The following is a 20,222-nucleotide window of genomic DNA, read 5'->3' on the forward strand; positions in this document are numbered from 1 at the left end:
TTATAAATATTTATTTTTTAGTTTATCCATCATTATTTTCTAATAAGAAGCGCACCCTTCACTAGTGCACTTCAAATTCAGCATCGACCGGATCAAAACGCCAAGTCCGAATGATACGTAACTCAGAAATTTCTTTTTTCATCGTGGCATCAAAAGGTCCAAATGGTGCACCACGGCGAACCGATGCTTTGGCTGCCTCATCTAAAATTGCATGCCCAGAACTTTCAATTAAGCGAATCGCTCGGATTCCTCCTTCAGCATTCAAAATCACCATTAAGCGCACTTCACCCGCCAAGTGTTGTTGTTTCGCTTCATCAGGATAATAGCGATTCCCGTATAACTCGACTTTTTGGCGAAATTTATCTAGGTAAGCGGCAGATGCATCTTGTTTGGCCTGAATGCCATCAACCGTTTTAATCCGTTGTTTACGGCTAAAATTTTGTTGGCGTTGTAAATATTGTGCTTCTAAGCTCGCCACCATGGCAGCTTTGGCTTGAAACTGACTTTGTAGATCATCCAAGGTTTTTTTACGTTCGCTCTGCTCGGCTTGCTTTTGCCAGCTCAAAACCGTCATGAGCACTTTTTCTTCGAATTTTAACTCTCGTTTTTGCTGAATTTTTTCCAGACTTTCTAGCTCTTTTTCACCCGTAGTCGCATCGGCCTGCATCGGTGCAGGCATATCACTCGACATCCGATGTGCTTCGCGGAAGTCACCAGAACCTTTTTGATCAGCTTGCGCCAAAAAGTCTGCATCTTTAACTTTTTCAGTACTTGGACGAACGCTTACCGCAATTTCTTTGGTGGAAGTGTCAGCGGGTGACGGCATGGTAAATTGAATCGCCAACACAACCCCATGCAAAAGCATCGCTAAAGCCACTGCCCCAACAAAAATTGGATCTTGCCACCAATAAGGAGACAGTTCTGAACGAAAATTTATTTTATTCCACATGGTATTTAAGCGACAAAATGTCCCATCCCCAACGGCATAACCGTATAAAAACCAAACCAATATTCAAAATTTTACAAAAATGTGATCCACTTATAGTTACAGTGTTTCCATACCATCATTTTATGAAAATGTAGCAATTAATTTTGCTACACTGCAAGTCAGAAATTTATTTTTTATTTTTAGTGAATACAAAGATCGTGGCATTGCTTTACTCATCAATTCACTTTCTGGAACAACTTTTATGCAAACGCTAATTTCATCTGTAGTTAAACGTCTACGTAAAGTTTACCAAAAAGCAGAAGAATTCATCGAAGAAGAAAGAGAATTTTCACTTTCACAAGTTTTTGTGAATGCCACGATGGAACGTTATGTCACCGAAAATGTCGGCATTATGCAAGACCTGCACGCAGATCTTTATGATGGTTGGTTACGCCTATACACCACCCTCGATGTCAAAGGCCTGCATACCACCTTATCGGTTGATTTAAAGTTGATTCAAATGGAAATGAATCAAAATGTACAACTAATGGTGTTTGAGCAAATCAGTAATACCCAAGTGATTGAAGCCAAATTCAAAAATATCTTTCAAAAATGGGGCTTTTATGTGGCAATTTGGTACTACCAAAAATTCCGTGAAGAAGATCCGCTTGGCAAAATCCTAGAACATTTTGAAGTTGTTAAAGTCAAAGATGACTTACTCTATCTCGATTTAAATCGTTGGCTTGGGAAAAAGGCCAGCATTATCGAAACGTTGAGTAAAGTACATGTTAATCGTGCTCGTGTCCGTCCTGCGGAACTCATCGTATGGGGCAATGTTAATCTAGCTGCAATTTTGTATCCGCCAAATGATAATGATTTTGATGAGCATGACTTAGAAGATACCGAAGTCACCCCAATTCAGCAAAAAGATCGTAAACGATAAAATGCACCTCATTTAGGTAGTACCCCATTTCTCATGAGGTGCTACCTAAAATACACATCTTCATGATTTATACGAAAAATTAACAAGCGCTTAGTAAAAAACCTGATCTTTTCTTCATAATCTACAGGCATAATATCTTTAAATCGTAATGATAAATGAGCGATTCAATTCAGTATTGCTCAAAGGATATAGTGTTATGACAAAGAAATTATTGAAAGTACTAGGTCTTACTTCGGCTACCATTTTCAGTGCGAGCGTCTCTAGTCATGCCTTGGCAATGGCGCCTTTCCAAGCCAGCTATCAATTCAGCTACAACAATAAAAATCTAGGTTCAGCAACACGTACTCTTTCTCAACAAGGCAATAACTGGACCTATCAATTCAGTGCTAAAGCTGGTGGCATTGCTTCTGCATCTGAAACCAGTCAATTTAGTTTTGCCGATAATAAAATCAACTCTCAGAAATTTAGTCGCAGCAGTAAAATCTTAATTCACAACAACACGATGAGCATTAACTTCAATCCCAATAGCAAAATTGTGAATACCAAAAAAGATGACACGGCACGCTCATTTGCATGGCAAGCAGGTGCTTTGGATGAACTCAATGCTGAACTGCAAATCCGTGAGGATTTGAAGAGCAATTCATTGAAAACCAAGTATCTGATTGCAGATGCGAAAGCCATCGATGAACGTCGCTTTGTTAAGCAAGGCACTGAGAACATCAAAACCCCTTATGGCACATTCAGCACCATCAAAGTGGTCATGCAGCATGATAAACCTGAGCGCAATACCGTGTTCTGGTTAGCACCAAAACTCGATTACCTTCCTGTAAAAATGGCACATAATGATGGAAAATCATCATATGGTCTGCTATTAACAGGCTATTCGGGTAAAACAAACTAAGCATCTGGTCAATTTTGGCTTGCATTTTTTTCGATGCTTTTTAAAATATGCCTTTGCTTGAACAAGCATCCGTTTAGAGGATTCTCCCGTGTACGCTTTAGAACAGAAAATCTTAAATGAAGGTATCGTTCTATCTGATCAGGTTTTGAAAGTTGATGCTTTCTTAAACCACCAAATCGATCCTGTGTTGATGCAGCTGATTGGTAAAGAGTTTGCCGCTCGCTTTAAAGATGCAGGTATTACTAAAATTATTACCATCGAAGCTTCAGGTATTGCACCTGCAATCATGGCAGGTTTAGAGCTTGGCGTTCCTGTTATTTTTGCGCGCAAATACCAGTCATTAACATTGAAAGACGACCTTTACCGTTCTAAAGTGTTCTCGTTTACCAAACAGACTGAAAGTACCATTGCGATTTCAAACAAGCACATTAGTTCAAGTGACAAAGCACTTGTAATTGATGACTTCTTGGCAAATGGTCAAGCTGCGTTAGGTCTAATTGACTTAATTCATCAAGCAAAAGCTGAAGTGGTTGGGGTGGGTATCGTGATTGAAAAATCATTCCAACCAGGCCGCGATGTATTGCTGGAAAAAGGCTACCGCGTTGAGTCGTTAGCGCGTGTTAAATCTTTAGAAGATGGCAAAGTTACTTTTGTTACTGAATAAGATTCAGCACTGATAAAAAAGCGGATGAGAAATCATCCGCTTTTTTTATTTAACAACAATCCCAGTTATATAGCACTTTGGAAAAGTCTCGTTTCTTTAGATCTTCTGGATGAATAAAGAAATTCCCCACACCTGAATCACCCCACATAATCTCATTTTCTGCATCATCGGTATCAAGCTGAAAAAGCAGTACATAATCTTGAACTTTTTCATTATATTGACGTGGATCGGTCTGAGTAAAATACGGATAACCACCTAAACGATGTCCACTTGCGGAAGCAACTTCATCATAAGGTTCTATAAAATCATCTTCGAAATCACCACCTTCGAATCGATCTTCAAAATCGTATAGTTCATCGACGCCTAAAATCTTCGGTGCAAAGGCAAAATCACCAAGGCTCATTGGCTGAGAAGTGAGATTAAATTCAATCGCGTACTGTCCCGTAAATGGTAAATAATCATCTTCACTCAGCAGAACTTCTGAGAAGTCCTGTTTTAATTGTGAAACATCCTCCAGTACATGATCAAAGTACAACACTTTAAAACCCGATTGCTGCTGTTGGTCATCAAAGTTCATTCCATACAAATCATCAGCAGCGATATAGAATTGTAGAATTCCCTGATTTGGAAAATTAGGTAAATTAGGGATTTCAGCAAAATTAAATTGCGCCAATAAAGCCAACGGATTGCCATTCGAGTCGACTGGATATGTCGCATCCAGCGGTAAGTAAGGTTGTCCCCCAATCTTACTTTGCCATAAAGTTAATTCATCACAGGGTGTCAGTTGCATGGTGACTGTTGGCAGAATAGTCGCCGAGATTTTTTCTAGGTATGGCTGCAAACTGTTCTGTAAAGTTTCTGGTTTAAAATTCATTTTGTTGCTTGTCCATGTACTTATTTATAGAACTTAATATAAAACAAGCAGCTAAATTTAAACAGAGCACAAAGTCTATACTACGACAGTTAATGACGCTCAATTGACCCATTATTTATCACATAAATTCTGATAAGATGAGCCCGATAAAAATTTGCGATTAGGAATCACGATGCGCACTTACTTAGACCTTTTACAACATATCCTCGACAATGGCGGCGACAAAGGCGACCGTACTGGCACAGGTACACGTTCAGTATTTGGTCATCAGATGCGCTTTGATCTTTCTAAAGGCTTTCCACTGCTCACCACAAAGAAAGTCCATTTTCGCTCTATCGCCATTGAATTACTTTGGTTCCTCAAAGGCGATACCAACGTTCAATATCTAAAAGATAATAAAGTTTCGATTTGGGATGAGTGGGCAACCGCAGAACAAACTGCCCGTTTTGGTCGCCCTGAAAGTGAGCTTGGTCCAGTTTATGGTCACCAATGGCGTAACTTTGGCGCAACCCAAAATGAAGATGGTAGCTACCAGCAGGATGGCTTTGACCAGATCAAATGGTTGATCAATGAAATTAAAACCAATCCCAATTCACGTCGTTTGATTGTGTCAGGCTGGAACCCAAATGAAGCAGGAAAAGTGGCATTACCACCTTGTCATACCCTGTTCCAATTTTTCGTACAAGACAACAAACTGTCATGCCAGCTCTATCAACGCAGTGCTGATGTGTTTTTAGGTGTCCCGTTTAATATTGCCAGCTATGCCCTACTTACACATATGATTGCTCAGGTCTGTGGTTTAGGCGTAGGTGATTTTGTCTGGACAGGTGGCGATACGCATTTATATGCCAATCACTTTGAACAGGCACAGTTACAACTTAGCCGTGAACCGCTACCGTTGTGTCAATTAAAACTAAATCCTGAGATCACTGATATTTTCGACTTTAAATTTGAAGATATTGAAATTGTAGGGTATGAATCACACCCAGCAATTAAAGCACCCGTCGCAGTTTAAATCGATTAGTTAGAGAGAATATAAAATGGCATGGCAAGGCACTGAAGTTGTCCACGTAGTTGCAATGGATAAAAATCACTGTATCGGTAAAGGCAATGCTTTGCCGTGGCATATCTCTGCTGACCTGAAACACTTTAAAGCCATTACCCAAGGTGGTGTAGTGATTATGGGGCGTAAAACCCTTGAATCTATGGGGCGTAGCCTACCGAATCGTGTCAACTGGGTGATTACGCGAGACCCTGAATGGCATTTTGATGGGGTTAAAGTCGCTCACTGTATCGAAGATGCGCTCAATGGTGCACTTACAGATGCACAACAGGCTGAAAAAGCATCCTTATTTATTATTGGGGGTGGAGAGATTTTTACGCAAACGCTCGCTATTGCTGATCGTTTAGAATTAACTCACGTTGATCTCGATGTTCAAGGTGATGCGCATTACCCAAAAATCTCCGATAACTTTCACAAAGTAAACTCGGAACAACATACTGATGAGAAATCAGGGGTTACTTTTGAGTTTGCGACCTACCAAAAATAATAATGGATCGCGCTTGCCATGCACAATATTGGATCCCGTGAGTTTTTCATCGCTTTAGGCATCGGGCTTTTACACAGTCTGTTTACCTTGTGTGTGATCCTTTCAAGTGTCTGGCTCTGTCTGGCTTTATGGATTCAGCAACCCTTAGGTAGTTTTTTTAGCCGCGCTGCAATTGTGTTATGGGTTTTATTTGCACTTAGTCTAATTGGCGTTTATGTCAGCGGTCATCTTTTTAGCCGCCGCACTGATATCATTATTTATTGTGTTGCATTTGCCTGCTCCTTAGTCTGGTATTTTTCCCTAGATGCTAGACAGGATCGGGATTGGAACCCTGAAGTTGCAGAACAGCTCCATTACGAAAAGAGTGGGGATACTGTACAGCTGCACAATGTCCGAAATTTCGACTGGCATGCTGATGGCAGCTATGACATTCACTGGGAAGATCGCACCATTGATCTGAATAAGATTACGGGCATCAATGTCATTACCTCTTATTGGATGGGCCCACAAATTGCCCATACGCTGGTCAGTTTTGATTTTTCTGATCAAAAGCCATTGGTGTTCTCCATTGAAATCCGTAAGGAAAAAGGCGAAGATTTTTCTGCAATTGGTGGCTTTTTCCGTAAATACGAACTCAGTCTAGTGGCTTCAGATGAAAAGGATCTGATCTATACGCGCAGTAATGTTCGTCATGAACAGGTCTATTTATTCCCGATCAGAATGCCTGCAACTGAACGCAAAGCCCTATTTATTGAATATCTGCACAAAGCAGATGAACTGCGTGCAGAAGCCAAATGGTACAACACCCTGACCAGTAACTGCACCACGCTGGTCTTTGACATGGTGCAAGCGATTAATCCACAGCGCTTACCTAAAGATTACCGCTTATTGGCCTCAGGTTATTTACCCAACTACCTCTACGACCTGAAAGCCCTCAATCAAAACTACAGCATGAAAGAATGGTATCGCTTAGCACATATCAATCCACGTGCAGAACAATATGAACAACAGCCCAATCAGAGCAGTGAATATTTTTCGGATGTCATTCGTACAGGTCTTCCCAAAACTGAGTGATTTTTCCACTAATTTTATTAAAAACATCTGAACATTTACAAAAGGATACGCAATATCCTGCTCCACTCCATGTTGTTTTATTCTAATACCAAGCATAGAAACACAATGATTTGGACTTAAATTTTATGTTAAAGCCTTTTTTAACAACATGTACTTTGGCAATTGCCGTAGCAATGACGGGTTGTTCAACCACAGAATCTCTCCAAACCTCACCCAATGCGTCTCAAAAAGAAAGCATCAATCTCTATGACCGTAATTGGATTGCCACCCATATCAATGGTGTCGAGATTAAAAGCAATGATCTTTCTGGCAAGCGCCCTGCAATTCAATTTGACGCCAAAGGCAAACGTTTCTTTGGTGCAGATGGTTGCAACCAGATTCAAGGCAGCTTTGAAAGCCAAGGGGCTATCTTACGCCTCGGTCCAATTGCTTCAACCATGATGGCGTGTATTGGCCAAGATAACAGTGCGCTCTCACGTCAATATGCAAATGCATTGGCAAGCACAACGAACTATGAACTCAAAGGCCATGAGCTTAAATTCATGGATGCATCAGGCAAGGTTCTGGTGAGTTTCGTCACAGTGATTCAGCCGCTTCCGTAATTTACAGATCACAAAAAAGTAAAAGCTCGTTGCAAACACGGGCTTTTACTTTTTGAGCACTTCGTTTACTTTAGTAACATTCTTAAAATTAAAAATTGGGGAGTTTTATGCAACAAGCACTCGTTGGTGGTGGATGTTTTTGGTGTGTCGAAGCCGTGTTTCTACAACTCAAAGGTGTAGAGAAAGTGGTGAGTGGTTATGCAGGTGGAATTAGTCAAAACCCGACTTATGAACAGGTCTGCCAAGGCACAACTCAACATGCTGAAGTCGTTCTGATTGATTTCGATGAACAGCAGATCAGCTATACGCAATTGTTGAATGTTTTTTTTACCACACATGATCCAACTACACTCAATCGTCAAGGCAATGATATTGGCACTCAATATCGCTCTGTGGTGTATTACTTCAACGAAGAACAAAAGCAGCAAGCTGAACAGGTCATCCATAGTCTGGAAGATGAAGGACTAAATATTGTGACGGAACTCGCTCCTGTACCGACCTTCTACCCTGCGGAAGAGTATCATCAGAACTTCTTTGCACGTAATCCATCACAAGGTTACTGCAACTTTAGCATTCCACCTAAGCTATCTAAATTACGCGCTAAGTATCTTGATCTGCTCAAAGATGCCTAAGCACAAAAAAAGCAACTCATTGAGTTGCTTTTTTCTTGGTATCGCGTGCTGTCTTAGTTTTCACTGACGAACGCAATATCACTTAAACCTGCTTCGCTGGCACGAGACATCACTTGCGCAACCGTATCGTATTTTGATTCTTTATCTGCACGCAACTGCACAGTCGGTTTGGTCGCGGCCTGACCCGCCTCTTGGAAACGCTTCTCTAGCTCTTCTAAGCTAATAATCTGCGCATCCCAAGCCACTTCACCTTTGTCATTAATACTAATGGTGATCGCTTTTGGTGGCGGATCGACAATTTCAGCAGTGGTTTTTGGTAAACTTAATGGAATTGATGGGTTAGCAACCGTTGCTGTGACTAAAAAGATAATCATCAATACCAACATAATGTCGATCAGAGGAATGAGGTTCATCTCATTCATGCCACTGTCGTGGTCTTCACCCAATTGAAAGCCCATTTTAAGCTTGACCTCCAACTAAACTTTGTTGAGTCGCTTTAGTTTCCGTCTTTGCTGTACTGTCTTGTTGCAACATGGTATCGATTAACAAGCTATGTGCTTGATCTTGTAAATCATGTGCCAAGCCACGATTGAAACGTACACAGATGTTATACGCCATCACCGCTGGAATCGCGACCGCAAGACCAAGACCCGTCATGATCAGCGCCTCACCCACTGGAGTTGCGACTTGAGCTAAACCAGCTTGACCACTTTTACCCACTGCAACAAGTGCGTGGAAAATTCCCCATACTGTACCGAATAAACCCACAAACGGTGCAAGTGAAGCAATTGTTCCAAGAACGGATACACCTTTTTCTGCTTGAGATTTTTCAGCAGAGATTTGGCGAAGCAATGCTTGCTCAGCGACGGCTTTACGTTGTTCAAACGATAATGGCTGTAACTTTGATTTAAGCGTAGCCAACGCTTGAACAAGTTGAGTATAAGCTTGTTGTTTTAATTGGCGTGTTCCTAATAGGCGCAGAATGAAAATAGTCCACGTCGCAATCGACATTGCTAAAAGGATGAAATACAGTGTTTTACTTACTGCATCTGCATGTTGCCAATAAACTGAAAAGTTCATATACGAACTCCTGATTTAATCTGTCGCAAGGACTCAAATTTATTAAGGACTAAGATCAAACGGCTGCTCTGCTCGAATCGGGTAAGCAACACCATTTTCCATATACGGTTTAAATTTCGCACTTCTTACAGCACGTAAAACTTTTTCATCGAGATTCGGTATACCACTACTACGTGTTACACGCGCGTTGGTAATTTTACCTTTCTCATCAGCTTCAATCAGTACCATCACTGAGCGTGTTTGGTTATCTAAATCTTTTGCTGTAACAGATAATTTCGGTGAACGACTCCACTGAACCCCTGAACCCCCAATCGATACACGTTTTGGTGATGGATCAGCAGCAGGTTGAGGTTTCGTTACTTCCTGAACGGGTTGTGGTTTTTCAACCACTTTTTCAGTGACTGTGGTAACGACTTTAGTCTCAACTTTAGGTTCAATCTTTTGTTCAGTTTTTTGAAGAACAGGTTTTGGTGCCTCTTTGACCTGTTGAACCTTTTCAATCTTTTTCGGTGGAGGCAAAGGTTTTTCAACGACCTTAACTTCCTTCACTTCTTTTTTAGGTTCAGGTTTCGGCTGTTCTTTTGGTTTAGGTGGTTCTGGTTTAGGTGGTTCTTTAATTTTAACGAACTTCACCTTAAGCGGTTCTTTTTCGATTGGTCTTAACTCAATCGTTTTCATGTGGCTAACCGCCCACAAAACTCCTACATGTCCAATCACAACGGCAGCTAATGCAGTGATGATTTTCTTTTTCATCGGGTGTGGCGTATTGAATGTGGCAGGAGATTGACTCATAAGAATCTAAGTACCAATATAGATGGGCAAACCTTAAAAAAAACGATTTCACTCATCGGATAGAACAATGAAAGTGCCGTAATAATAAATGAGAAGTGTTTTCATTTGCAACTGTTTTTTTATTGTATATTCGCTAACCATTGAAAAATAGATATAAAAAAACATGCCTTTCGACATGTTCTCTTTACACACTGAAACAAACTGATGGATCAGAACACCACTGTTTTGTTTCCATCCACAATAATACGGTCTTCTAAATGCCATTTGACTGCACGTGCCAATACGTTACGTTCAACGTCTTCGCCTAACTCGCGTAACTGTTCCACATTGTAATCATGGCTAACACGTTCAACATCTTGTTCGATGATTGGGCCTTGATCGAGATCAGCCGTCACATAGTGTGCGGTTGCACCAATCAGCTTCACCCCTTTCTCATAGGCTTGCTTATATGGGTTTGCACCCACGAAAGCAGGCAGGAAAGAATGATGAATATTGATGATCTTCATTTCCCACTTGGCAACAAAGTCCTCACTCAAAATCTGCATATAACGCGCTAAGATCAATAGATCATTGCCCTGCATCATTTCATCAATTTGAGCATAAGCTTCAACTTTATTGTCTTTATTGACTGGTACAACATGGAATGGGATACCAAAGTTTTCAACCGATTCACGCAAATCTGGATGGTTTGAGATGACTTGGGTAATTTCACATGGCAATGAACCACGTGCATGACGCCATAACAATTCCAATAAAGCATGGTCCACTTTAGAAACTAAAATACCGACCTTTTTCAACTCGCCAACAAAAGTAAGCTTCCATTGCATCTCATAACGTTCAGCAACATTGGCAGCAAAGGTCTGCATCAACGCTTCTTTCCGAGATTGCAAATGATCAATCTCAAACTCAACACGCATGAAATAACGCCCGCCTTGAGCTTCTGTTGCGTACTGATCAAGTGCGGTAATGTTTGCTCCCTGATGATACAAAAAGCTCGATACGGCTTGCACGATCCCCGGCTTGTCTTCACAAGTAATCAGTAATCGCGCTGTGTGGGCTGTAGTCGTGTTCATTTGGTTAATATCACTTATTCGAATCAAATTAAAATCAAGCCGAGCATTCTAACCCTTTTTTGCTATTGACTAAATAGCTGCTGACGATCTATTCATCATCATTTTTAAGATTAGACAAACTCGCGAACAAGTCTGATGGTCCAAGTGATTTAAGTAACTGTTCGTAGGTTTGGCGACTTTCACCCATCAAATATGGGCCTTCCAAGAACACCATTTGTCGCAATGCTTGCCAAACCCACTTTTCTTCCAGACGATTGTTATCGCTGATATGACCAGACATATATAAGAAGTTGGTCCAGTTGGTCAGCACAATCCACAAGTTGATAATCAAGGCTTCAATTTCTGAATCAGTCATTTTCATCAGACCTGCGTCTACGAAGGCACGATAAATTTTTTGCCCCTGTTGCATCACCTGTCCAGCAAAACGCGGATAGATTTTTCTGAAGTCTTCATTATTTTCGACCAGATGATAGACATCACGATGAATGAAGCGATAGGCCCACAACTGATTACTGAGTACTTGGAAATAACTAATTTTATCATTGGCATTCAACGGACGATCCGTTGGCAAGGCCAACATTTCCAAGGTTTCAGCCTGATATTGCTGTGCCAGTTCTTTAATAATTTCCTGTTTGTTACGGAAATGATAATACAAGTTGCCTGGGCTAATCCCGAGTTCAGCCGCGATGTGGTTGGTTGTGACCGAACGCTCTCCACGCTCATTAAACAACTGCAAACTGATTTGCAGAATTCGATCTTTTGTTTTATTCGGTTTAGCGTGCGACATTGATTTTAACCATCTATAACATAATCAATAGGTTATAAAACAAACCTATAAAGCGACTTGACACTTTAGAGTATTTACTCTAAAAATTAAAAAATAATAAGCTTTCTTTTGGTCCACTCCTATGAACAGTCAAACAAAAACAACCGCTATGACACCTCATGTTGATGTGAAACGGCTACATGATTTGCTTGAGCAGCAAAAAGCAGCTTACCAACGCCATCCTGTGCCAAGCGCCAAAGAACGTATTGAACGCTTAGCTCGACTTAAAAACATCTTGATAAAGTATCAAGATCAATTTGCTAACGCAATTAGTCAAGATTATGGCAACCGTGCCATTATGGAAACCAAAATTGGCGAAGTTCTGACTTGTTTAGAACATATCAAATACTACAGCAAAAACTTAACTGAATGGATGAAACCATCTAAACGCCATATCAGCATGTTACACCAACCAGCAAAAGGCTGGGTAGAATATCAACCATTGGGTGTAATCGGGGTGATTGCACCATGGAACTACCCTTTATTACTTTCAGTCGGCCCATTGATCTGTGCTTTGGCTGCAGGTAACCATACCATGATCAAAATTTCGAGTGCTTCTTCAAATTTTGGTTATGTGCTTGAAAATGCCCTTTCTGAAGCATTCCCACAAGAGTTGGTTGCTGTCGTGAATGGCGGCGGCGTTATTTCAGATGCATTCAGTCATCTCGCTTTTGATAAAATGATTTTCACAGGCTCAACGTCTGTCGGTAAAACGGTGATGGCAGCGGCAGCAGAGAATCTTGTTCCAGTGATTTTAGAGCTTGGCGGAAAATCGCCTGCGTTGGTCCATTCAGCCATGAATATTCGTGATGTGGCACAACGTATTGCTGTTGGTAAGCTATGGAATGCGGGTCAAACCTGTGTTGCGCCAGACTATATGTTCCTACCTAAAGGCAAAACAGCAGAGTTCACCAAGCACTACAATGACTTTGTGACCACGATGTACCCAAGCTTGCGTGACAATAAAGACTACACCTCAATTGTGAATGACAAGCAATATAATCGCCTGCAAGGTTATTTAGAGGATGCTCGTGACCAAGGTGCAACGATTGTTGAACTAAATGCCAAGAATGAGTCTTTAACTGAAGTTCGTAAAATTGCGCCGACCTTATTAACGGGCGTGACCACTGAAATGGAAATTATGAAGAATGAGATCTTTGGTCCAATTCTGCCTATTTTAGAATACGACCATATAGATGATGCACTTCAGTTCATTAATAGTCGCCCACGTCCACTAGCTTTCTATTACTTCGATATCGATACTGCACGTGCTGACTATGTGGCGGGACGTACCCATTCAGGTCACTTTGGTATCAATCAAGTGCTAACACACGTTGCACAAGATGACCTGCCATTTGGAGGTATTGGTGCATCGGGTATGGGCAAATATCATGGTAAAGAAGGTTTCTTTAGCTTCTCACATGAACGTTCAATGATGTCCAACCCAGTAAGTCCTAAACTTTACAGTTTAAAATTCATCCTACCGCCTTATAATAAAGCAACGCACAAACTGCTTTTAAAAACACTATTTCGCTAAGCTGGTTAAGGCATGAGCTATCACACCAGTTCATGCCTTGTTTTTACCAAATTCGCTTGTCTTTTAATCGTATTTTTGGTATAAAACGCCCCTTGAATGATTTCATCCGTTTACTTGAATGGCTAGTTGCACGAAACAGTGCTATATAAACTAGCAATGGAGTTCACCATGTCTAAGGTTTGCCAAGTTACCGGCAAGCGTCCTATCGTTGGTAACAACGTATCGCACGCAAACAACAAAACCAAACGCCGGTTCGAGCCGAACCTGCACCACCACCGTTTTTGGTTAGAAAGCGAAAAGCGTTTCGTACGTCTTCGTCTAACTACTAAAGGTATGCGTATTATTGATAAATTGGGTATTGAGAAAGTTGTTGCTGATCTCCGTGCTCAAGGTCAAAAGATCTAAGGAGTCTGAACAATGCGTGATAAGATTCGCCTCGTTTCTACAGCTGGTACTGGTTATTTCTATACCACTACTAAGAACAAACGTACTATGCCGGAAAAAATGGAAATCAAAAAATTTGATCCAAAAATCCGTCAACACGTAATCTTCAAAGAAGCTAAAATTAAATAATTTTAGCTCTTTAAAAAAACGACTTCACTTGAAGTCGTTTTTTTTGCCTAAAAAATGGTCATAATAAAAAACAAATGAAACTATGGTTTACATGACTTTTTTTGATAAATAAAAAAATTGTCATCAACAAATTCGATTTTACTTGTTACACTTTATTCGCTGTTTTCTTGGCATGTTTTATGCTCATTTATTTCTACCTTAACCGCAACGATTAAGGAAACGCAATGCCACATAATGTTGATTTAATTATATTACTTGCTGTTGGTTTTGGTATGGCCCTTATTTTTGGCTATATCGCAGCACGTCTACGCCTCCCTCCTTTAATTGGTTATTTAGTTGCAGGCATTATTATTAGTCCAAATACGCCTGGCGTAGTCGGTGATATGCAGCTCGCCAATCAGTTGGCTGAACTGGGGGTTATGTTCCTGATGTTCGGCGTGGGAATGCATTTCTCCCTTAAAGATTTACTGCAAGTACGTCGTATAGCTGTGCCTGGCGCAATTTTGCAGATTGCGGTTGCAACCTTACTTGGGATCGCAGTTTCTATGTTTTGGGGCTGGAGCTTTGGCTCTGCACTGATCTTCGGCTTAAGCTTATCCTGTGCGAGTACCGTGGTATTACTCAAGGCATTGGGTGATCGTGGCTTACTTGACTCAGTGAATGGAAAAATTGCTGTCGGCTGGCTCTTGGTTGAAGACCTGGTGATGGTTTTAGCCTTGGTCCTCCTACCCGCCACAGCGGTATTACTCGGTGGACAAGCACTACCTGGGACAGATACATCTCAAAGCATCTGGATCACGATTGGCATTACCCTACTTAAAGTCACAGGCTTTATCGCCTTCATGCTGATTATTGGTAAACGACTTGTACCAATGATCATGCAATTCGTGGCACGTTTAGGTTCTCGTGAGCTATTTACACTCACTGTTGTTGCAGCTGCAGTTTCGATTGCATACGGCTCTTATGCAGTGTTTGGCGTATCAATGGCGCTTGGTGCATTCTTTGCGGGCATGGTTGTAAAAGAGTCTGACTTTAGCCACCGCGCAGAAGAAGAAACACTGCCATTGCGTGAAATTTTCGCGATTTTATTCTTTGTTTCAGTCGGTATGCTATTTGATCCGAGCATTTTAGTAGAAGAGCCGTTACGTATTTTAGCTGTTGTTGCCATTATCATGGTGGGCAAGACCCTAGCAGCTATGGCTTTGGTATTATTCTTCCGCTACCCAATCAATACCGCCTTAACCGTAGGCGCAAGTTTGGCGCAAATCGGTGAGTTCTCCTTTATCTTGGCAACACTCGGTTTATCCTTAGGTTTATTGACGCATGATGCACAAAACCTGATTCTTGCTGGCGCATTGTTCTCGATTACTCTGAACTCATTTGTGTTCTCTGCAATCGAACCTGTACAGCGCTGGATTCGTGAACGCTCGCATTTAGCACGTTTATTAGAACGTAGTGGTGACCCACTGGCCATGTTGCCAGATGAGGTTGATCAAGCTTACTTACGTGATCAGGTGGTGATTATTGGCTATGGCGGTGTTGGTCGTCGTATCAGCGAAAATCTGATGCAACAGAATATCAAAGTCGTGATTGCAGAAGAAAATCGTGAAATTGTTGAAAAATTACGTAGCCAAGGCATTGCTGCGGTCAGTGGTGAAGCAACTGAACCCAATGTATTGATTCAGGCACATATTCAACATGCCCGTTTGCTAGTCATTTCACCGATGGATATTCTAGATATTCATCGTATCGTGGACATCTCCAAACAACTGAATCCTGAAATTCAGGTTCTTATTTGTGCAGAGAGTAAAGAAGAAGCGGTGGTGATACGCGAAGAAAATATTGGTGAAGTGTTCTACGCCAAAGAAGAAATGGCAAAAAATATGAGCCATCATATTCTCAGTCAAATCGAACTGGCGCATCAATCCGAAGCCCACTAAATATGTTCAACAATAAAAAAGCGTACTTAAAGTACGCTTTTTTATTTTGTGAGATTAACTCAAGTGTGGAGGTTGCTCATCGACGACCTCGGCCTGCCACTCATTCATCTGCTTTTCTAATAGACCAAACAAAGCCGCTTGAATCATGTGCTGTGCGACAGTTGCTGTTTGATCGCCAAGTATGGCTTTGACCTCATCACTAAACTGTATCTTAACTAAAGGCTCATTTTCAGAACCCGCATTGCGCAAAGCCAGCTCACCACCTTCGAGTTGGACCAACTCAAGAACTGCTTCTTGATTACCAAATAATTCTTTTAACTGTTGCATTGACATAAATTTTCTCCATGCTTCAACATGGTGGCAAAGTATTTTGCGCTCACGTCTTATTTATATAAGTACTGTTGGCATAGATTTCAAGTCGCCTTAAACATTCCGACTTAGAACTCAACCATTTCATTACGGAAACCATCAATTAAATGACTCAATTCACGGTGCCACTCACGCAGAATTTTGGCATCGGGCAACCAAGCCTGTGGGCTTTGAGTTACTTTGATAATCAGGTTTGAGGAAGTCTCATTTTCAGGTTCAGGTGCTGTTGGCTCAGGTGCATATTGACACATACGGTATGCACGCTTTAATTCTGCCACAAAACCATCTTTAGCCAATTGCTGCAACACTAAAACCTCAGGTGAAACCTGCCCTTTATCTGCCATATGCTCTTCAATTGATTTAAAGGTCGGCTGTAAATCATTGAGACGGTAATAACGCACCAGTTCCTGCAAGAAAGCTAAAAGTGCACCATGCAAATGGAAAACCGCAGCTTCGCGATAAGCCTGTGCCTGCTGAATATGCTCAGTTTGCTCCGCTTGTTGACATGCGAGACGAGCAAAATACAGTTTTTGATTGGTGCGATCAGCATGATAACGAGCAACACGGGACATAATATTTTCCTTCAAAATCCTTTCGCTTGGTTTAGAGGCTATTGAGATTACACCTTACGAGCGATAACGCTGAGTGCTTTACTCTTGCTCAGGGGTACAGTTGAAATATCAATAGACCCTACTTAAGATTAAATGCTTTAATGATAAAATCAATATCTTTTGAGCCTACCCATGCGTCATATTCAACAAGCCATACTGAGCTTAATATGCTGCGTGGTCATCCCAACCAGCTATAGCTGTGAGCCAGCAGGATTAGACTGGGAAAAGCTCTATGCAGATTACGATCTCAACCATGATCAAATGATCGATCAAAATGAATGGAAAAAATTAATCCAATTACATGGCCAACCCGTGGCTTGGCAGAAACAGGTCCTTACAATCGATTCCAAAAGAATAAAAATCTTTAAAGCCTTAGACCTTAATCACAATGGTCTGATCGACCAGCAAGAAATGATTAATATCTATCAATATTTTTCGAACCCTTGTCAGGGCTGGGGTTCAACTTGGGGCAAATAACGGTAGGATAAGTTATTCAATGTCCAGCCCAAGCAGATAGAGTTTTCGTTTGGCAATGACTTGAATCGGTGGATCAATCGGGCGAATATTGCCAATAACCCAAGCCAAATATCCTTCAGTCCAATACGTCGCACAAGCCGCGTCAACTTCATCAAATTGCCATGGATGCACTGATTCAATATCTACCAGTGCAACTGCAAAACCAGCGTCTTCATCCCCATCATTCAAAAGAAAGTTTTGATTCTCTACAATCATCAAATCTTTCAGTGGCAACATTTCAGGTTGCCATGAGCGAACTTCAAGAGTTTTAATTTTCTTCGCTATTCGCTCAGCATTTGGTGCAACAATTGATAAAGCCGTATATTGCTTTAACATTGCTAATTAAGCTTTATCATCCGCAGCTTTGACACGAATGCCTTGGCTTTTTACTTTCAAGGTGTTTAAACCTTTAATTGCTTTAATCGCTTCACGTGGGTTTGGCATTTCAACAAAACCAAAACCTTTCGATTTACCTGTTGCTTCGTCTTTGACCACGACACAAGACTCAACTTTTCCATATGCTTTGAATAAGTCGAGAATTTCCGCATCAGTCACATTACGGTCTAAATTACGAACTAAAATTTTCATGCTAAAACCTAAAAGATGATTCATTGTAGAATCAATGAATCAAAAGAAATTGAATCTGCCTAGTTTAATCGAAATCAATCCCAAAACCTAAATTGATTGCAGCAGTGCGAGTACGATTGCTTTGGGCATAGCCACGTGGAATATCTCGATGAATCTGAACATCGACTAAATGTTGAGGTAAATCATTGAGGAAGTAACTTTCTATTTTTCTTCCTAGCTCATCATATTGATCTTGTGACCATAAATTTAAATTCTGTTTGGTCAAAATCAATTCATCTTCTGCACGGGTTAAGGCCACATACAGCACACGACGCTCCTCCTCCACATCATCAAAATCGCCTTGTGCACGTGCATGAGGATATTGATTTGGAGAAACATGTGGGACATAACAGACTTTTTGTTCAGCACCCTTAGCTGAATGGATGGTAATCAGCGTCACTAAATCTTGATCAGGCATTTTATCAATTTCTGAGATAGAAATTGGATCAAGTACATATTCCTCTAAGAACTCCCCAAGAGCACTGTGTTTACGTGCCAATTGCTTGACCAAATCAAAGTCTTTAACACGGCGTGACCAATCTTTAGTTTTATAATTATTTTCCAGCTGTTCATTTAGCGCATCCAGTGCGAGGCCAATACACGCTTCAACATGCTGCTGCAATACATCCAGTTGCATCAAAATTAAAATCGCCTGTTGCGGTACTTTGCCATGCCGCTCTAAACGTTGGCAACGGGCTTCGATATCAGGTAGTTGAATCAGCTCTTGCGCCAACTTACTGGCACCCACATCACCCACGCCATCCCAAAGCGTCAAGAAACGCATCCAAGCCAAATCATCCTGTGGGTTAACGCTGACCCGAAGTAAGCTCAATACATCTTTCACATGTGCAGACTCAAGCAGTTTTACCCCACCAACAAAACGATAAGGGATATTAGCTGCAATCAATGCACCTTCTAAATAACGTCCACTAAAACCTGAGCGCAGCAGCACCATATGTTCTGCCCAAGCTGCACCTTGCATATGACGGCGATTCAAATCCTGAATAATCCAATTAGCTTCTTCAAACTCATTGCTCAAGATATGCAGTTGCGGCTTTAGACCTTTGCCTCGATAAGCCTGCAGATGCTTATCATATTCAATTTGGCTCTGCTCCAGCAGCCAATTGGATAAATCTAAAATACCTTGGGTCGAACGATAATTCATTTCCAAAGTCAACACTTCGGCATCGGGTACACGTTCTTTAAAATGATGAATATTTTCAAAATCTGCGCCACGAAAGCCATAAATGGATTGTGCCTCATCACCAACACAAAACAGTTTGACCTTGCCTACCAATGGTTGTAACAACGCCCATTGCAGTGGATTGGTATCCTGCATTTCATCAACCAATAAGGCAGAACAAAAACCAGTGACCCACTTCACTAGCTCTGGTGAACTTTGCAAATGCACGGCAACAATAGATAGGATGTCATCATAATCCAGAAAATTACGTTCCTGCTTGCGCTGCTCATAGGCTTTCATCAATTCAGCAATTTGAGTTTTATACTCAACCGCTTGGGGTAACTGCTCAACTAATGCATCTGACAATTTGGTTTTGGTATTTCGCGCATAAGAATACAGATCGCACAACTCCGCAGCCTTCGGCAACACATTGCCCTTATCTTTACCACGCAGTAAGCGGAACATCAGCAATTGATCATCTCGATCAATAATACTGAACTGAGTCAACCCAAAAGCCCGTGGATTACGGCGCAATAGATACATACAAAAAGTATGAAAGGTTGAGGCGCGTAAGCCCTTGGACTGTGCGCCCATATGCTGTTCCACCCGCGTGACAATTTCACTTGCTGAACGTCGGGTAAAGGTCAGAATCTGAATTTGTTGTGCAGCTAAACCTTGATCAATTAAGTATGCTGCTCTTGCCACGATGGTTTTGGTTTTACCACAACCTGCTCCAGCCAAGACCAGACAATTTTGTGCTGTCGTTGTGGCTGCTTGTTTTTGTTGTGGATTCAGTTCATCAATTAGCTTGGCAAGCGTCATACAATCGGTCAATTAAAAACGAAATGCTATTTTAGCAGACTCAAGCCATTGAAATGTTTCCGACTACAAAAACAAAAAGAGCATGTAAAGACATGCTCTCGCTCT

The 20,222-nt window shown here is 41.2% G+C and carries 25 protein-coding genes; 13 read left to right on the forward strand and 12 right to left on the reverse strand.

Going from position 1 to position 20,222, the window contains the following annotated elements:
- Positions 1 to 61: 61 nt before the first annotated feature.
- A complete protein-coding gene (locus F896_RS02125; RefSeq protein WP_016164968.1) occupies positions 62 to 949 on the reverse strand; it encodes an energy transducer TonB in 888 nt (295 codons plus the stop codon).
- A gap of 241 nt (positions 950 to 1,190) precedes the next feature.
- On the opposite strand from F896_RS02125, the gene F896_RS02120 reads away from it, so the two are divergent.
- The 3 genes from F896_RS02120 to F896_RS02110 all read left to right on the forward strand — a co-directional run bounded on the left by F896_RS02120 (position 1,191) and on the right by F896_RS02110 (position 3,436).
- A complete protein-coding gene (locus F896_RS02120) occupies positions 1,191 to 1,871 on the forward strand; it encodes a hypothetical protein (RefSeq protein ID WP_016164969.1) in 681 nt (226 codons plus the stop codon).
- Positions 1,872 to 2,067: 196 nt separating this feature from the next.
- The gene (locus tag F896_RS02115; RefSeq protein ID WP_016164970.1) at positions 2,068 to 2,772 is read left to right on the forward strand and encodes a DUF3108 domain-containing protein; all 705 of its coding nucleotides are present in this window, start codon (positions 2,068 to 2,070) and stop codon (positions 2,770 to 2,772) included.
- An 88-nt stretch (positions 2,773 to 2,860) separates the two neighbouring features.
- Positions 2,861 to 3,436: a xanthine phosphoribosyltransferase gene (locus F896_RS02110; protein WP_004655958.1), complete on the forward strand. Its 576-nt coding sequence runs from the start codon at positions 2,861 to 2,863 to the stop codon at positions 3,434 to 3,436.
- A 49-nt stretch (positions 3,437 to 3,485) separates the two neighbouring features.
- Here the strand turns inward: F896_RS02110 and F896_RS02105 are convergent, their stop codons facing one another.
- Entirely contained in the window at positions 3,486 to 4,310 is an 825-nt protein-coding gene (locus tag F896_RS02105; protein WP_016164971.1) for a YwqG family protein, read from the reverse strand.
- 172 nt (positions 4,311 to 4,482) lie between these two features.
- Here F896_RS02105 and thyA point away from each other — a divergent pair, with 172 nt between their 5' ends.
- From thyA to msrA, 5 genes are all read left to right on the forward strand, one after another.
- On the forward strand, positions 4,483 to 5,325 hold the full coding sequence (gene thyA, locus F896_RS02100; protein ID WP_005192259.1) for a thymidylate synthase: 843 nt from the start codon (positions 4,483 to 4,485) through the stop codon (positions 5,323 to 5,325).
- Positions 5,326 to 5,350: 25 nt separating this feature from the next.
- Positions 5,351 to 5,860 (forward strand): dihydrofolate reductase, encoded by a 510-nt coding sequence (locus tag F896_RS02095; RefSeq protein WP_016164972.1) that lies wholly within the window; start codon positions 5,351 to 5,353, stop codon positions 5,858 to 5,860.
- An 18-nt stretch (positions 5,861 to 5,878) separates the two neighbouring features.
- Positions 5,879 to 6,934: an Lnb N-terminal periplasmic domain-containing protein gene (locus F896_RS02090; protein WP_016164973.1), complete on the forward strand. Its 1,056-nt coding sequence runs from the start codon at positions 5,879 to 5,881 to the stop codon at positions 6,932 to 6,934.
- Between the two features lie 125 nt (positions 6,935 to 7,059).
- Positions 7,060 to 7,536, forward strand: a complete 477-nt coding sequence (locus tag F896_RS02085) for an META domain-containing protein (RefSeq protein ID WP_016164974.1) — start codon at positions 7,060 to 7,062, stop codon at positions 7,534 to 7,536.
- A 107-nt stretch (positions 7,537 to 7,643) separates the two neighbouring features.
- A complete protein-coding gene (gene msrA, locus F896_RS02080; RefSeq protein WP_016164975.1) occupies positions 7,644 to 8,168 on the forward strand; it encodes a peptide-methionine (S)-S-oxide reductase MsrA in 525 nt (174 codons plus the stop codon).
- 53 nt (positions 8,169 to 8,221) lie between these two features.
- Here the strand turns inward: msrA and F896_RS02075 are convergent, their stop codons facing one another.
- From F896_RS02075 to F896_RS02055, 5 genes are all read right to left on the reverse strand, one after another.
- A complete protein-coding gene (locus F896_RS02075) occupies positions 8,222 to 8,626 on the reverse strand; it encodes an ExbD/TolR family protein (RefSeq protein ID WP_004802569.1) in 405 nt (134 codons plus the stop codon).
- 1 nt (position 8,627) lies between these two features.
- Positions 8,628 to 9,248 carry a MotA/TolQ/ExbB proton channel family protein gene (locus F896_RS02070; protein ID WP_016164976.1) on the reverse strand — a complete coding sequence of 207 codons (621 nt, stop codon included), beginning with the start codon at positions 9,246 to 9,248 and terminating at the stop codon, positions 8,628 to 8,630.
- A 42-nt stretch (positions 9,249 to 9,290) separates the two neighbouring features.
- Positions 9,291 to 10,040 (reverse strand): energy transducer TonB, encoded by a 750-nt coding sequence (locus F896_RS02065; RefSeq protein WP_005210352.1) that lies wholly within the window; start codon positions 10,038 to 10,040, stop codon positions 9,291 to 9,293.
- A 209-nt stretch (positions 10,041 to 10,249) separates the two neighbouring features.
- Positions 10,250 to 11,113, reverse strand: a complete 864-nt coding sequence (gene purU / locus F896_RS02060; RefSeq protein ID WP_004802565.1) for a formyltetrahydrofolate deformylase — start codon at positions 11,111 to 11,113, stop codon at positions 10,250 to 10,252.
- Positions 11,114 to 11,201: 88 nt separating this feature from the next.
- Complete coding sequence (locus F896_RS02055; RefSeq protein WP_004655980.1) at positions 11,202 to 11,900, reverse strand: TetR/AcrR family transcriptional regulator; 699 nt, start codon at positions 11,898 to 11,900, stop codon at positions 11,202 to 11,204.
- A 121-nt stretch (positions 11,901 to 12,021) separates the two neighbouring features.
- Here F896_RS02055 and F896_RS02050 point away from each other — a divergent pair, with 121 nt between their 5' ends.
- The 4 genes from F896_RS02050 (at position 12,022) to F896_RS02035 (ending at position 15,989) form a co-directional block, all read left to right on the forward strand.
- Positions 12,022 to 13,476 (forward strand): coniferyl aldehyde dehydrogenase, encoded by a 1,455-nt coding sequence (locus F896_RS02050; protein WP_016164977.1) that lies wholly within the window; start codon positions 12,022 to 12,024, stop codon positions 13,474 to 13,476.
- Between the two features lie 168 nt (positions 13,477 to 13,644).
- Positions 13,645 to 13,881, forward strand: a complete 237-nt coding sequence (gene rpmB / locus F896_RS02045) for a 50S ribosomal protein L28 (RefSeq protein ID WP_004649871.1) — start codon at positions 13,645 to 13,647, stop codon at positions 13,879 to 13,881.
- Positions 13,882 to 13,893: 12 nt separating this feature from the next.
- Positions 13,894 to 14,049 (forward strand): 50S ribosomal protein L33, encoded by a 156-nt coding sequence (rpmG, locus tag F896_RS02040; protein WP_003654787.1) that lies wholly within the window; start codon positions 13,894 to 13,896, stop codon positions 14,047 to 14,049.
- 224 nt (positions 14,050 to 14,273) lie between these two features.
- A complete protein-coding gene (locus F896_RS02035) occupies positions 14,274 to 15,989 on the forward strand; it encodes a cation:proton antiporter (RefSeq protein ID WP_016164978.1) in 1,716 nt (571 codons plus the stop codon).
- Positions 15,990 to 16,043: 54 nt separating this feature from the next.
- On the opposite strand, the gene F896_RS02030 is transcribed toward F896_RS02035, so the two are convergent.
- Together F896_RS02030 and F896_RS02025 are read right to left on the reverse strand one after the other, a co-directional pair.
- Entirely contained in the window at positions 16,044 to 16,322 is a 279-nt protein-coding gene (locus F896_RS02030; protein WP_005200271.1) for a hypothetical protein, read from the reverse strand.
- A gap of 104 nt (positions 16,323 to 16,426) precedes the next feature.
- Positions 16,427 to 16,930: a DUF6586 family protein gene (locus F896_RS02025; RefSeq protein ID WP_005192240.1), complete on the reverse strand. Its 504-nt coding sequence runs from the start codon at positions 16,928 to 16,930 to the stop codon at positions 16,427 to 16,429.
- Between the two features lie 171 nt (positions 16,931 to 17,101).
- On the opposite strand from F896_RS02025, the gene F896_RS02020 reads away from it, so the two are divergent.
- Complete coding sequence (locus F896_RS02020; RefSeq protein WP_016164979.1) at positions 17,102 to 17,446, forward strand: EF-hand domain-containing protein; 345 nt, start codon at positions 17,102 to 17,104, stop codon at positions 17,444 to 17,446.
- A gap of 12 nt (positions 17,447 to 17,458) precedes the next feature.
- Here F896_RS02020 and F896_RS02015 read toward each other — a convergent pair whose 3' ends face one another.
- The 3 genes from F896_RS02015 to F896_RS02005 all read right to left on the reverse strand — a co-directional run bounded on the left by F896_RS02015 (position 17,459) and on the right by F896_RS02005 (position 20,117).
- The gene (locus F896_RS02015) at positions 17,459 to 17,821 is read right to left on the reverse strand and encodes an ASCH domain-containing protein (RefSeq protein ID WP_016164980.1); all 363 of its coding nucleotides are present in this window, start codon (positions 17,819 to 17,821) and stop codon (positions 17,459 to 17,461) included.
- Positions 17,822 to 17,827: 6 nt separating this feature from the next.
- A complete protein-coding gene (locus F896_RS02010) occupies positions 17,828 to 18,073 on the reverse strand; it encodes an RNA recognition motif domain-containing protein (protein ID WP_004802550.1) in 246 nt (81 codons plus the stop codon).
- 64 nt (positions 18,074 to 18,137) lie between these two features.
- Complete coding sequence (locus tag F896_RS02005; RefSeq protein ID WP_016164981.1) at positions 18,138 to 20,117, reverse strand: ATP-dependent helicase; 1,980 nt, start codon at positions 20,115 to 20,117, stop codon at positions 18,138 to 18,140.
- Positions 20,118 to 20,222: the final 105 nt, after the last annotated feature.

Origin of the sequence: Acinetobacter genomosp. 15BJ, from assembly GCF_000400715.1 — a bacterium.
GTDB lineage: Bacteria > Pseudomonadota > Gammaproteobacteria > Pseudomonadales > Moraxellaceae > Acinetobacter.